The organism is Xanthomonas sp. NCPPB 1325, assembly GCF_041477645.2.
Taxonomy (GTDB): domain Bacteria; phylum Pseudomonadota; class Gammaproteobacteria; order Xanthomonadales; family Xanthomonadaceae; genus Xanthomonas; species Xanthomonas cannabis.
In genome coordinates, this window is sequence record NZ_CM192985.1 from 3,554,037 (window position 1) to 3,568,169 (window position 14,133).

Genomic DNA, 14,133 nt, shown 5'->3' on the forward strand with positions numbered 1-14,133 from the left:
TGAGGAACGGAATGGCCCTCATCCGCCCTTCGGGCACCTTCTCCCGCCAGGCGGGAGAAGGACGCGATGTCCTGCCATGCGTGCGCTCGGATGCGTGCCTTGCTTCTCGTTTGTGTGTCCGCGGATGCGTGCCTTCCTCCTCGCTTGCGTGCCATCAGATACATGGCTTGCGCCTCGCTCGCGTGCCTCGGATGCCTGCCTTCCTCCTCGCTCGCGTGCCTCGTCTCGCGCTGGATGTCCTTCTCCCGCTGGCGGGAGAAGGTGCCCCGCAGGGGCGGATGAGGGCGCACCGCCGCCAGCAACAGCCACCCACCCAACGGCGCGCATGACACCGCCGCGCCGCATCCCCCACCCTGCCGCAGCCCCTTGCGGCGCTCACAGAACAACGCCCGGCGGATCTCACCGCTGCGCAGGAGTAGATCGATGTCATCCGTGTTTGTCTCGCGTCTTGCCATGGCACTGAGCCTGAGCCTTGGCCTGCCCTGTCTCGCACTTGCCGCGCCCGCCGACCGCGGCAGCACGCCCGAACAGCGCGCCGCCGCGCTGGTGGCGCAGATGAGCCGCGACGAAAAGGTCGCCCAGGCCATGAACGATGCACCGGCGATTCCACGCCTGGGCATCCCCGCCTACGAATGGTGGAGCGAAGGCCTGCATGGCATCGCGCGTAATGGCTATGCCACGGTGTTTCCGCAGGCCATTGGCCTGGCGGCGAGCTGGAACACCACACTGATGCAGCAGGTGGGCACCGTGGTCTCCACCGAGGCGCGCGCCAAATTCAACCAGGCTGGCGCCCCGGGCAAGGACCACCCGCGTTACGCCGGGCTGACCATCTGGTCGCCCAATATCAACATCTTCCGTGACCCGCGTTGGGGCCGTGGCATGGAAACCTACGGCGAGGATCCCTTCCTCACCGGGCAACTGGCGGTCGGTTTCATCCGCGGTTTGCAGGGCGATGATCTCGACCATCCGCGCACGATCGCCACGCCCAAGCACATCGCCGTGCACAGCGGCCCGGAGCCGGGCCGGCATGGGTTCGATGTGGATGTCTCGCCGCGCGATGTGGAAGCGACTTACACGCCGGCCTTCCGCGCGGCGCTGGTCGAGGGCCAGGCCGGCTCGGTGATGTGTGCGTACAACTCGCTGCATGGCACCCCGGCGTGCGCGGCCGACTGGCTGCTCAACGGCCGCGTGCGTGGGGATTGGGGCTTCAAGGGCTTTGTGGTGTCCGACTGCGATGCGGTGGACGACATGACCCAGTTCCATTACTTCCGCCCCGACAATGCCGGCTCGTCCGCCGCAGCGCTCAAGGCCGGGCACGATCTCAACTGCGGGCATGCCTATCGCGACCTCGGGACCGCCATCGAACGCGGCGAAGTGGACGAGGCGCTGCTGGATCAATCGCTAGTACGCCTGTTTTCCGCACGCTATCGGCTGGGCGAACTGGAAGCCCCGCGCAAGGATCCGTACGCGCGGCTGGGTGCCAAGGACATCGACAACCGCGCCAACCGTGCGTTGGCCCTGCAGGCGGCCGCCGAATCGATCGTGTTGCTGAAGAACGCCGATGCCACGCTGCCGCTGAAAGCCGGCACGCGGCTGGCGGTGGTCGGCCCCAATGCCGATGCATTGGCCGCGCTGGAGGCCAACTACCAGGGCACCTCCGCTGCGCCGGTGACGCCACTGCTCGGCCTGCGCGAGCGCTTCGGCACCCAGCAGGTGCGCTACGCGCAAGGCGCGCCGTTGGCTGCCGGCGTGCCGGGCATGATTCCGGAGACCGCACTGCGCAGCGACGGCAAACCGGGGCTGCGTGGCGAATATTTCGACAACGTGGACATGAGCGGCGCGGCACGCGTGGTGCGGCAGGACCGCGTGGTGAGCTTCAACTGGGACCAGGTCGCCCCGGCCAAGGGCGTACCGGCGAATCGTTACGCCGTGCGCTGGAGCGGCGAACTGCTGCCGCCCGGTGCCGGCGATTACACCCTGGCGGTGCGCGTGGCGCGCTGCTTCGATTGCAGCGGCCACGACCCGGTGCGGCTGTACATCGACGACAAGCTGGTGGTTGCCGGCAATGCCGAAGACAAGCACGTGCCGGCCGGCATGCATAACGCCGACGGCCGCAGCGTGGAAACCGTGCTGCATTTCGACGACACCCGCCCGCGCAAGATCCGCCTGGAAATGGAGCACCGCGGCCAGGACCAGGGCGTGCGCCTGGAATGGCTGGCCCCTGCCGCGGCGCAACTGGCCGAAGCCGAGCAGGCCGTGGCACAGGCCGACGCGGTGGTGGCCTTTGTCGGCCTGTCGCCGGATGTGGAAGGCGAAGAGTTGCGCATCGATGTGCCCGGCTTCGACGGCGGCGACCGCAACGACATCGCCCTGCCCGCCCCGCAGCAAGCCCTGCTGGAACGCGCAAAGGCCTCCGGCAAGCCGCTGGTGGTGGTGTTGATGAGCGGCAGCGCCGTGGCGGTGAACTGGGCCAAGACCCACGCCGATGCGATCCTGGCCGCGTGGTACCCGGGCCAGTCCGGCGGCACCGCGATTGCCCGTGCGCTGGCCGGCGACGACAACCCCGGCGGGCGCCTGCCGGTGACGTTCTACCGCTCCACCAAGGATCTGCCGGCGTACGTCAGCTACGACATGAAGGGCCGCACCTATCGCTACTTCAAGGGCGAGCCGCTGTTTCCGTTCGGCTACGGGCTGAGCTACACCAGCTTTGCGTATGCGGCGCCGCGCCTGTCCACCACCACGCTGCAGGCCGGCAGCACGCTGCAGGTGACCACCACCGTGCGCAATACCGGTGCGCGTGCCGGCGATGAAGTGGCGCAGGTGTACCTGCAATACCCGGACCGCCCGCAGTCGCCGCTGCGCAGCCTGGTCGGCTTCCAACGTGTGCACCTCAAACCGGGCGAACAACGCGAACTCACCTTCACGCTGGATGCGCGTGCCCTGAGCGATGTGGACCGCACCGGACAACGCGCGGTGGAAGCCGGCAACTACACGCTGTTTGTCGGCGGCGGGCAGCCGGGCACCGGCGTAGCCGGCGATGCGGCGGCGTTCTCGATCTCAGGGCGTTCGCCGTTGCCGAAGTAAGCGCCGCATCGAGCGGACACATGCAGTCGCCGGCCATACCGGCGCAGGTGGACATCAGGTACGCGGACGTCGGTGAAGTGTCGACGGCGCACCACGCCTGCTGGAGGCAGCGCCGTGCATGCCTACGCCCCCCTGTCGCGTGTTGATCGGTACTGACGATGCCCGCTGCAAGGCGGCCGGAGCGAGTGCCGACGTGCGGGCTGCAGGGCGGAGGCCGTGGCGCCCGGCGGGCGTTCCCGAAGATGGTTCGCAGCCTGCGTGCAGAGTGGCAGGCCGCGGACCAGCCCGCCACTCCACCATCGAAACGGCCCGCATACGGCAACGAATTGTGCGGGCGCACTATGCACATTCGGCGAACACGTTGTATGGTCATCGGGAATTGGTCATGCATAGGTCTCATCGCTCCGGCTGCCGTGTGGCGGCCGCCAGCGCAGGGATGAGGGTCGTGCGGATCGCCGGTCGAACCCATGGAGTCTTGAGGTCATGCATACCCGCCGCGACATCCTTCAGCTGCTCGGCGCCAGCGCCGGTGCCGGTTTGCTGGCCAGCGCCCTGCCCGCGTTCGCGGCCGCGCCTGTTGCACGTGCGTCCACTGCCGGCGGCGCCTTCGTCAGCAAGCGCCCGCCCAAGGCGCAGCGCCGCTTCGTCAGCAAGGCGGTCGAGCAACAGATCGTGCAGATCAAGACGCAGATCGCCGACCCGGAACTGGCCTGGCTGTTCGAGAACTGCTACCCCAACACGCTCGACACCACCGTGGAAACCGGCACCCGCAACGGCAAGCCGGACACCTTCGTCATCACCGGCGACATCCATGCGATGTGGCTGCGCGATTCATCTGCGCAGGTGCACCCGTACGTGCCGCTGGCCAAGCGCGACCCAGCGTTGCGGCGCATGTTCCATGGCCTAATCCAGCGCCAGGCCGCGTGCATCAAGCTCGACCCCTACGCCAACGCCTTCCTCCCCGATGGCCAGACCCAGCGCCTGAAGTGGTCGCTCAACGACATCACCGAGATGAAACCCGGCGTGGGCGAGCGCAAGTGGGAAGTGGATTCGCTGTGCTACCCGATCCGCATCGCGCACGAATACTGGCGCGCCACCGGCGATGCCGCACCGTTCGACGACGACTGGCGCGAAGCGATGCACGTGGTGGTGCGCACCTTCCGCGAGCAGCAGCGCAAGGACAACCGCGGCCCGTACGTGTTCCAGCGCCCCTCCCCGCTGGCCACCGAAACCCTGGTGCTGGAAGGCTACGGCCAGCCGACCAAACCCAACGGCATGATCCACTCGATGTTCCGCCCGTCCGACGATGCCTGCGTGTTTCCGCTGTTCGTGCCGGCCAATCTGTTTGCGGTGACCTCGCTGCGGCAATTGGCCGCGATGAGCACGGCATTGCATCGCGACACGGCTTTCGCCGCCGACTGCACCGCACTGGCCGATGAAGTGGAAACCGCCACCCGCCGGTTCGGGCAGCTGCGCGACAGCGATGGGCAGGCGTACTGGGCATTCGAAGTGGACGGCTTCGGCAACCAGCTCTTCATCGACGACGCCAACGCCCCCGGCCTGCTCAGCCTGGCCTACCTGGGCTGCTGCGATCGCGCCGACCCGGTGTTCCTGCGCACCCGCCAGCTGGCCTGGAGCGAGCGCAACCCGTATTTCTCGCGCGGTACCGCCGCAGAAGGCGTCGGCAGCCCGCACAGCGGCATGGGCACCATCTGGCCGATGTCCATCGTGCAGTACGCGCTGGTCAGCGACGACGACGCACAGCTGCGCCAATGCCTGCAATGGCTGAAAACCACACACGCCGGCACCGGCTTCATGCACGAGGCGTTCGACAAGGACACCCCGAGCGCCTTCACCCGCGACTGGTTCGCCTGGGCCAACACCTTGTTCGGCGAACTGATCATCGACCTGCATCAACGCAAACCCCAGCTGCTGCGTAGCGCCTGATGTTGCGAAGGGCTCGACCGCCCTTCGCATGCGTCACCGCGCAGCGCTTGATCTTCCCTTCTCCCGTCGGGAGAAGGTGCCCGAAGGGCGGATGAGGGGACGGCGCACCCACTTCGCGACATCAGAGACCACACACATGGCAACACGACGCGGTTTTCTCCAAGGCGCCATCGCTGCCGCCCTGTTCGGCAGCGTCGGCCTGCCCGGCATGGCCCGCGCGCGCGCCGGCAACTACGCGCTACCGGCCGACACGCGCACCCGCGCCGACCTCACCCGCCATGTGGATGTGTTCATCGGTACCGGTGGCCACGGCCACACCTTCCCCGGCGCCACGCTGCCGTTCGGCATGGTGCAGCTGAGCCCGGACACCTACAACGCGGTGTGGGATTCGTGTTCGGGCTATCACGAGTCCGACGGCTCGATCATGGGTTTCTCGCACACGCATCTGTCCGGCACCGGCATCGGCGACATGCTGGACTTCCTGCTGGTGCCCGCCACCGGCGAGGTCAGGCTGGTGCCCGGCCCGCTCGACAATCCGGACGCCGGCTACCGCTCGCGCTACGACCATGCCGATGAAGCCGCATCGCCCGGGTACTACCGCGTGCGCCTCAAGGACAGCGGCGTGCATGCCGAGCTCACCGCCACCGCGCGCGCAGGCCTGCACCGTTACCACTTCCCCAAGGGCAAGCCGGCCCACGTGCTGCTGGACCTGTGCCACGGCATGCAGGACAAACCGGGCATTCCCACCCGCGTCAGCGATGCGCAGCTGCGTGTGGTCGACGCACAGACCCTCACCGGTGGGCGTCGCGTGTATCAATGGGCCAAGGGGCGTTACATCTACTTCGCGCTGCGCGTCTCGCGCCCGTTCGCGCGCGTGCAGCTGTACAACGAAGACCAACCGCTGGCTGCCGATGCGCGCAGCAGCGACGGCACGCATCTCAAGGCCGCACTGCACTTCCCCGATGCATCCGACGCACCGCTGCTGATCAAGGTCGGCATTTCCGCGGTCAGTGCCGACAACGCATTGGCCAACCTCGACGCCGAATTGCCCGACTTCGACTTCGCCCGCGTGCATGCGCAAGCCGTGGCCGCCTGGGAAAAAGAACTGGCCCGCGTGCGCATCGACAGCGACGACGACGCGCAACGGCGCATCTTCTACACCGGCCTGTATCACAGCCTGCTGGCGCCCACGCTGTTTTCCGACGTGGATGGCCGCTACCGCGGCATGGACCTGCAGATCCACACCGCGCCTGCCGGCTACCACAACTACAGCACCTACTCATTGTGGGACACCTACCGCGCCGCGCATCCGCTGCTCACGCTGGTGCAGCCAGAGCGCGTGCCCGACCTGGTGCAATGCCTGGTGCGCGGCGCCAACGAATGCCCGGACGGCGTGGGCATCTGGCCGCTGCAAGGCGTGGAAACCGGCTGCATGATCGGCTACCACTCGGCCGTGGTCCTGGCCGAAGCGCATGCCAAGGGCTTCACCGGCATCGACTACAAGGCCGCGTGGCCCGCGTACCGCAAACGTGCGATGGACGACACCACGCACGGCCTGGGCGAATACCGAAAACTCGGTTATATCCCGGCCGACAAGGTGGACGAAGCGGTCAGCCGCACGCTCGAATATGCCTACGACGACTGGGCCTGCGCACACCTGGCGCAAGCCGCAGGCGCCAGCGACGATGCACGCGCATTGCGCGAACGCTCGCGCAATTACCGCAATGTCTTCAATCGCGACAGCGGCTTCGTGCAGGCGCGGCTTGCCGACGGCAGCTGGGCCACACCGTTCGACCCGCGTGGCATGGGGCATATCGCCAAGTGGCGCGATTTCACCGAGTCCAATGCCTGGCAGGCCACCTTCCTCAATCAGCACGACCTGTACGGCTACATGGACTTGTACGGCGGCCGCGATGGCTTTGTCGCCAAGCTGGACGAGCTGTTTTCCACCAGCTCCGAATTGCCCGCCGATGCACCGCCGGACATCGACGGCCTGGTCGGCCAGTACGCGCACGGCAATGAGCCCAGTCACCACGTGGCGTATCTGTTCGCCTATGCCGGGCAACCGTACAAGACCCAGGCGATGGTGCGCCGCTTGCTGCGCGAGCAGTACCACGACGCGCGTAACGGCCTGTCTGGCAATGAAGATTGCGGGCAGATGAGTGCGTGGTTCGTGCTCAGCGCGCTCGGCCTGTATGCGGTGGATCCGGTCAGCGGCAACTACATCGTGGGCAGCCCGCTGTTCAAGCGCGCCACGCTGGATGTGGGCAACGGTCGCACCCTGCGCATCGTGGCCAACAACAACGGCGCGCAGAACGTGTACGTGCAATCGCTGACCTGGAACGGCAAGCCGCTTACCCGCGCCTGGCTGCGCCACACCGAGCTGGCTGCCGGTGGCACGCTGGAATTTGCGATGGGACCCAAGCCGAACCCGGCCTTCGGCGCAGACAAGAAGGATCTGCCACCGTCGTTTGCGTAACGTAATTGCACAACTGCCGCGTGCTCCCGCAAGCAGGCATTGCGCGTCCTTCTCCCGCAAGCGGGCATTGCTCTCCCTTCCCCCGCAAGCGGGGCATTGCTCTCCCTTCTCCCGCAAGCGGGGCATTGCCTTTCCTTCTCCCGCAAGCGGGGCATTGCCTTTCCTTCTCCCGCAAGCGGGGCATTGCCTTTCCTTCTCCCGCAAGCGGGAGAAGGTGCCCGCAGGGCGGATGAGGGCAGAACGCAAACACCAGCGCCTCCATCCACCCGCACCACCGGCCCCACCTACATCGAGACCTCCATGCTGCGCACCACTCTTGCTCCCCTGGTCCTGGCCCTGGCGCTCGCGCTGCCCGCCGCTGCTGCAACGCCCGAATCCTGGCCCGCCTTCGGCACGCAGGGCACGCAGTTCGTGCGCGACGGCAAGCCGTATCAGATCCTCTCCGGCGCCATCCATTTCCAGCGCATTCCGCGTGCCTACTGGAAAGACCGCCTGCTGAAGGCGCGCGCCCTGGGCCTGAACACCGTGGAGACCTACGTGTTCTGGAACCTGGTGGAGCCGCAACAAGGCCAGTTCGATTTCGACGCCAACAACGATGTCGCCGCGTTCGTGCGCGAGGCCGCCGCGCAAGGCCTCAACGTCATCCTGCGCCCGGGCCCCTACGCCTGCGCGGAGTGGGAAGCCGGCGGCTACCCGGCCTGGTTGTTCGGCAAGGACAATATCCGCGTGCGCAGCCGCGACCCGCGCTTCCTCGCCGCCAGCCAGGCCTATCTGGACGCAGTAGCCAAACAGGTGCAGCCGCTGCTCAACCACAACGGCGGCCCGATCATCGCCGTGCAGGTGGAGAACGAATACGGCTCCTACGACGACGACCACGCCTACATGGCCGACAACCGCGCCATGTACGTCAAGGCCGGCTTCGACAAGGCGTTGCTGTTCACCTCCGATGGCGCCGACATGCTCGCCAACGGCACCTTGCCCGACACCCTGGCCGTGGTGAATTTTGCGCCAGGCGAAGCCAAGAGCGCATTCGACAAGCTGATCAAGTTCCGCCCCGAGCAACCGCGCATGGTGGGCGAATACTGGGCCGGCTGGTTCGACCATTGGGGCAAGCCGCATGCGGCAACCGATGCCAGGCAACAGACCGAAGAACTGGAATGGATCCTGCGCCAGGGCCACTCGGCCAACCTCTACATGTTCATCGGCGGCACCAGCTTCGGCTTCATGAATGGCGCCAATTTCCAGGGCAATCCCAGCGATCACTACGCGCCGCAGACCACCAGCTACGACTACGACGCCATCCTCGACGAGGCCGGGCAGCCCACGCCCAAGTTCGCGCTGATGCGCGACGCCATCACCCGCGTCACCGGCGTACAACCGCCCGCATTGCCCGCGCCGATCGCCATGGCCGCCCTGCCGGAAACCCCGCTGCGCGAATCCGCCTCGCTGTGGGACAACTTGCCCGCCCCGATCGCCATCGACACCCCGCAGCCGATGGAGCACTTCGGCCAGGATTACGGCTACATCCTCTACCGCACCACGATCACTGGCCCGCGCAAGGGCCCGCTGTATCTGGGCGACGTGCGCGACGTGGCGCGCGTGTATGTGGATCAACAACCGGTCGGCAGCGTCGAACGCCGGCTGCAGCAGGTGTCCACCGACGTGGATATTCCGGCCGGCCAACACACCCTCGATGTCCTGGTCGAAAACAGCGGCCGCATCAACTACGGACCGCGCATGGCCGACGGCCGCGCCGGCCTGGTCGACCCGGTGCTGTTAAACAACCAGCCACTCACTGGCTGGCAGGCCTTCCCGCTGCCGATGCGCGCCCCCGACAGCATCCGCGGCTGGACCCGCAAGCCGGTGCAAGGCCCGGCCTTCCATCGCGGCACGCTGCGCATCGGCACGCCCACCGACACCTACCTGGACATGCGCGCCTTCGGCAAGGGTTTCGCCTGGGCCAACGGCGTCAACCTCGGCCGCCACTGGGCCATCGGCCCGCAGACCGCGCTGTATTTCCCTGCGCCGTTCCAGCGCAAGGGCGACAACACCGTGGTGGTGTTCGACCTGGACAGCACGGTCAAGCCGGTCGTGCGCGGCGTGAAGCAGCAGGTGTGGATCAAACCGAAGGACTAAAGCCCGGCGAAATCGCGCGCTAAAGGTCTGCGGCTATCGGTGGTTGGCTAGTGGTGAAACCCGGCGCACGCGCAGCAGCCGGCGTACCCAGGCACCCACGCCACCCCCAACGCCAGGCAACTGCCGCAACAGCAGCGCCCGACGCGGCCTTCAGACCGCGTCGCACCCGCCGTTAACAGAACGTCCGGTGCCGCTGCGCCGCCCGTACCACCAGGTATCGGACGGCGCAGATTCCAGGCAAGATCACCGGCTGACACCGTTACGGGGGCGCTCTGGTTGCTACGTGGACGGCTTGATTGCAGGTTCCAGGAGCGTTGCATGTCCTCGTCCACCGTTACGCAAGAATCCGTTCCCGCAGGCCCGGAGCACACCCAGCACGCGTTCGCAGAGCAGGTCCACAGCAAGCCGATGGGCAGCACCGAAGCGGCGCACATGATGACCTTCCTGTGCCAGACCCAGTCGGCCAGGAAGCCGCAGACACTGTTGCCGCCGCAAGTGCGCGACGACAGCAACGCCTGAGCAGTCGTCTCGATCACTGACGCCGCAGGCCAGGCCTGTGGCGGGCGGTGCGTGGGCGGCACACGCCCACGCACGAACGCCGTGCTTGAACACGGCGCGTGCAGACAGGCGTTGACGATGGCCCAGCGTGCTGACGGCCAGCACGTCCAGCCACGGTGACGGCCGCGCGAGTCACCTCACCGCAATCGAGAGCGACCGGCGACGACTGCCCGGGGCATCGCCCTGCCTGCGCGCTTCATGCAATGGAGTTTTCATTCCGACGCTGACGGCGACGCACGCCATTGCCGCGTGCCACCAGCAGCGCAGCGGAATGAGCGGGTGTCATGCGATCGTGGCGTGCGCCGTGGTCGGCGACCACCTGCTCCGGGGATGCTCACTACACGCGATCTTTGGTGGATGATAAGAGGCTTCACATCCGCACAGGACTCGACCACGATGCGTCTGCCATGCCTGCTGATCAGCGCTGTTGCCAGCCTTGCCGCATGCACTGCGCAGGCGCAGGCGCCGCTGTCGCCAATCGTGCTCAGCGAGTTCATCGCCGACCCCGCAGCCACACCGCAGGCGCATGCCTCCACGTTGTTGGAAACCCGCGACGGCCACCTGTTGGCCGCCTGGTTCGGCGGCGCGCATGAAGGCGCAGCGGACGTCTGCATCTGGCTCAGCCAGCGCGACGCGCAGCACTGGCAGTCACCCCGCCGCATCGCCGACGGCGCGCGTGCCGGCACCGGTGGCGCGACTGTGCCGGCCTGGAACCCGGTGCTGTTCCAGTCGGCCAGCGGGCCGGTGCAGCTGTATTACAAACTCGGCCCCAACCCGCGCCAGTGGTGGGGCCTGCGCATGACCTCCACCGACGACGGTGCGCACTGGTCGTCTCCGCAGCGCCTGCCCGACGGCATCCTCGGGCCGATCAAGAACAAGCCGGTGCAACTGCCCGGCGGGCGCATCCTGGCACCCAGCAGCAGCGAAGACCGCGGCTGGCGCGCACATCTGGAATGGAGCGACGACGATGGCGCGCACTGGCAACGCGGCATGCCGCTCAACGACCCGGCGCTGATCGGCGCGATCCAGCCCAGCCTGTTGCTGCATGCGAATGGCCGCGTGCAGGCGCTGGGCCGCAGCCAGCAGAACAAGCTGTTCAGCACGTTCTCCGACGATGGCGGCATGCACTGGCAGCCAATGCAGTTGCTCGATGTGCAAAACCCCAATTCCGGCACCGATGCGGTGTTGCTGCGCGATGGCCGCTCCCTGCTGGTCTACAACCCGGCAGTTGCCGGCAAGGACTGGTGGGAGGGACGCGGCACCCTGGCCGTGGCCGTCTCTGACGACGGCCTGCAATGGCGGCGCGTGCTGACGCTGGAAGACAGCGCCAAGGACGAATTCTCGTATCCCGCAGTGATCCAGACCCGCGATGGCCTGGTGCACATCAGCTACACCTGGAAACGCCAGCGCATCAGGCATGTGGTGATCGATCCGGCACGGCTGGGCTCTGGCGACAATGCCAGCGCTGCCAACGGCGCTGCACCGCCGCTACGCCGGTGATCGCGCCTGCGTGATCGCGGCACACGCGATGCCCTGATCGCTCGTAGGTGCCGCCTGCAGGCGTGCATGCCGTGGGGAATGTTGGTCATGCGTGGCCCGGCTGGGCCAGCAACACGGCACTGCCCGATCCATCACGCGCACCCGCGACGCCTTCGCCACGCAGGCCACGCGACGGCAGACCAAAGGATGGGCAAGCCGGCTGCCGCAGTCCGGATCGGGTTCGGCAAGCCCCCTCGCACGACAAGGCATGCGCAAGGCCACCGACTTGCGTTCGATCAATGCGGGCTGCGATCCGGCGACGTAGCTTGGAATTCCCCTCCACGCAGGATCGAACATGTCGACAGTCCCTCATCCTCCTGTTTCGCAGGACAGGCCGACGCTGGCCGTCGAAATCGTCAGCCTGGGGGGCGCCGTGTGGGCGGGCCAGGCCCGGCAAGTGGAGCTCCCCGGTACGGCCGGCCGCTTCGGTGTCATGGCCGGGCATGCGCCCATGCTGGCAACCCTGCAAGAAGGCATGACCATGATCCGCCTGCCCGACGCGCAGGCGTTCTGGATCTACGTGTCTGGAGGACTGGTGGAAGTGCAGCCAGACAAGGTCACGGTCATCGCGGAACTTGCCGCTCCATCGCAGACCATCGCGCAGGGCCGCCTGGCAGTGGCAGCGTCGATGGATCAATCACCGATGGCCGGTGCCCTTGCGGGCAGGGCAACCGGCGAGCGGACTGCCTGAAGCAATCGGCGGACCCGGCATTCATTCCACGATGACAGACCGCCTGACGGCATGCGACCGACGCGTTGCGGTCGTGCGCGATGCGCCGATCCGCGCAGACCAGACGCTATGGCGGGGCCTCGCGGACAGGCGTGCATCCCGTGATACTCCATGAGGAACCGCATATGAAAATCCCCCGGCGTCTGCAGGCTGCCGTGCAGTATTTTTCGGGTGTTGTCCCGTTTCGCATCGCACCTGCGGTGGCGACCACGGGAGTCTTGATCACCTTGCTGCTGATCCCCACACCGCAGGGGCTGAGCGAGAACGGCTGGTCACTGTTGGCGATCTTCCTGACCACCATCGTTGCGATCGTGCTCAAGGTGATGCCCATTGGTGTCATGGCGATGATGGCCATGACGATCATCGCGCTGTCCGAGGTCACCTCGGAGTCGTCGAAGGGGGCGATCGCCGACGCACTGGCCAGCCTGTCCAACCCGCTGATCTGGCTGATCGTGGTGGCGGTGCTGATCTCAAGAGGGTTGAAGAAGACGGGATTGGGAAACCGGATCGGCCTGATCTTCATCTCGCTGCTCGGGCGCAGGACGTTGGGCATCGGCTATGGACTAGCTGCATGCGAATTGATCCTGGCGCCCTTTACGCCAAGCAATACCGCCCGGGGCGGCGGCATCGTCCACCCCATCATGAAATCCATTGCGACCGCATTTGGCTCCGAGCCGGCGCAAGGGACCGAACGGAAGATGGGTACATATCTGTCGCTGGTGAACATGCACGCCAACACCATCACCTCCGGCATGTTTCTGACCGCAACGGCGCCCAATCCGCTGGTGGTCGACTATGTGGCGAAAGTCACCAACCAGACCTTCCACCTGTCATGGACAACGTGGGCATTGTGCATGGCACTGCCGGGCCTGCTCTGCCTCGCACTCATGCCGTTGTTGTTGCTGCATATTGCGCCGCCGGAAGTCACATCCACGCCCGATGCCGTCGTATATGCCAAGACCGAGCTCACGCGCATGGGCCCGATGTCGGGCAAGGAGCGGGTCATGATCGCGACCTTCCTGCTGCTGCTCACCCTGTGGGCAAACGTACCGGCCATGCTGTTCGGACCGGCGTTGACCCTGGACCCCACCGTCGTGGCCTTCGCAGGCCTGTTCGTGCTGCTCATTACCGGGACCATCGACTGGGACGACGTGCTCGCCGAGAAAAGCGCGTGGGATACCCTGATCTGGTTCGGTGCCCTGGTGATGCTGGCCGAGCAACTGAACAAAACCGGCGTCATCGCCTGGTTTTCCGCTTTGCTGCGCGACGGTATCCAGGCCTCGGGCATGGGATGGGAGACCGCAGCGACGGTGCTGGTCCTGCTGTTCGTGTTCTCCCATTATTTCTTTGCAAGCACCACCGCGCATATCAGCGCAATGCTGCTTGCGTTTCTGACAGTTGGCGCCGCGCTGGTGCCCCCTGCCTATCTGATCCCGTTCCTGCTGATGATGGTGGCCGGCTCGACGATCATGATGACGCTCACGCATTACGCCACCGGCACCTCCCCCATCATCTTCGGCAGCGGCTACGTCCCGCTTGGCATGTGGTGGCGCGTCGGCCTGACCATGTGCGTGGTCGAGCTGGTGATCTACGCAACGGTAGGCAATGCATGGTGGAAGCTGCTGGGCATCTGGTAGAGGCAAGACCGGCCTGCTGCGGC

At 66.5% G+C, this 14,133-nt stretch carries 8 protein-coding genes; all 8 read left to right on the forward strand.

The window, feature by feature from the left end:
* Positions 1-423 precede the first annotated feature (423 nt).
* Complete coding sequence (locus ACCQ10_RS15220; protein ID WP_372361149.1) at positions 424-3,084, forward strand: glycoside hydrolase family 3 C-terminal domain-containing protein; 2,661 nt, start codon at positions 424-426, stop codon at positions 3,082-3,084.
* A 483-nt stretch (positions 3,085-3,567) separates the two neighbouring features.
* Positions 3,568-5,031, forward strand: coding sequence for a glycoside hydrolase family 125 protein (locus ACCQ10_RS15225; RefSeq protein ID WP_372361150.1), 1,464 nt, complete (start codon positions 3,568-3,570; stop codon positions 5,029-5,031).
* Between the two features lie 136 nt (positions 5,032-5,167).
* Positions 5,168-7,510 (forward strand): GH92 family glycosyl hydrolase, encoded by a 2,343-nt coding sequence (locus tag ACCQ10_RS15230; RefSeq protein WP_372361151.1) that lies wholly within the window; start codon positions 5,168-5,170, stop codon positions 7,508-7,510.
* Between the two features lie 300 nt (positions 7,511-7,810).
* Positions 7,811-9,646 carry a glycoside hydrolase family 35 protein gene (locus ACCQ10_RS15235; protein WP_372361152.1) on the forward strand — a complete coding sequence of 612 codons (1,836 nt, stop codon included), beginning with the start codon at positions 7,811-7,813 and terminating at the stop codon, positions 9,644-9,646.
* Between the two features lie 318 nt (positions 9,647-9,964).
* Positions 9,965-10,165, forward strand: a complete 201-nt coding sequence (locus tag ACCQ10_RS15240) for a hypothetical protein (RefSeq protein ID WP_372361153.1) — start codon at positions 9,965-9,967, stop codon at positions 10,163-10,165.
* Between the two features lie 435 nt (positions 10,166-10,600).
* The gene (locus tag ACCQ10_RS15245; protein WP_372361154.1) at positions 10,601-11,704 is read left to right on the forward strand and encodes a sialidase family protein; all 1,104 of its coding nucleotides are present in this window, start codon (positions 10,601-10,603) and stop codon (positions 11,702-11,704) included.
* A gap of 334 nt (positions 11,705-12,038) precedes the next feature.
* Positions 12,039-12,434: an ATP synthase F1 subunit epsilon gene (gene atpC, locus ACCQ10_RS15250; protein ID WP_372361155.1), complete on the forward strand. Its 396-nt coding sequence runs from the start codon at positions 12,039-12,041 to the stop codon at positions 12,432-12,434.
* Positions 12,435-12,598: 164 nt separating this feature from the next.
* On the forward strand, positions 12,599-14,110 hold the full coding sequence (locus tag ACCQ10_RS15255; RefSeq protein WP_372361156.1) for a DASS family sodium-coupled anion symporter: 1,512 nt from the start codon (positions 12,599-12,601) through the stop codon (positions 14,108-14,110).
* The last annotated feature ends 23 nt before the right edge of the window (positions 14,111-14,133 follow it).

What these genes read in the sequence shown, in the direction of transcription:
- ACCQ10_RS15220 (WP_372361149.1), top strand. Translation starts at nt 424, where the DNA reads ATGTCATCCGTGTTTGTCTCGCGTCTTGCCATGGCACTGAGCCTGAGC.
- ACCQ10_RS15225 (WP_372361150.1), top strand. Translation starts at nt 3,568, where the DNA reads ATGCATACCCGCCGCGACATCCTTCAGCTGCTCGGCGCCAGCGCCGGT.
- ACCQ10_RS15230 (WP_372361151.1), top strand. Translation starts at nt 5,168, where the DNA reads ATGGCAACACGACGCGGTTTTCTCCAAGGCGCCATCGCTGCCGCCCTG.
- ACCQ10_RS15235 (WP_372361152.1), top strand. Translation starts at nt 7,811, where the DNA reads ATGCTGCGCACCACTCTTGCTCCCCTGGTCCTGGCCCTGGCGCTCGCG.
- ACCQ10_RS15240 (WP_372361153.1), top strand. Translation starts at nt 9,965, where the DNA reads ATGTCCTCGTCCACCGTTACGCAAGAATCCGTTCCCGCAGGCCCGGAG.
- ACCQ10_RS15245 (WP_372361154.1), top strand. Translation starts at nt 10,601, where the DNA reads ATGCGTCTGCCATGCCTGCTGATCAGCGCTGTTGCCAGCCTTGCCGCA.
- atpC (WP_372361155.1), top strand. Translation starts at nt 12,039, where the DNA reads ATGTCGACAGTCCCTCATCCTCCTGTTTCGCAGGACAGGCCGACGCTG.
- ACCQ10_RS15255 (WP_372361156.1), top strand. Translation starts at nt 12,599, where the DNA reads ATGAAAATCCCCCGGCGTCTGCAGGCTGCCGTGCAGTATTTTTCGGGT.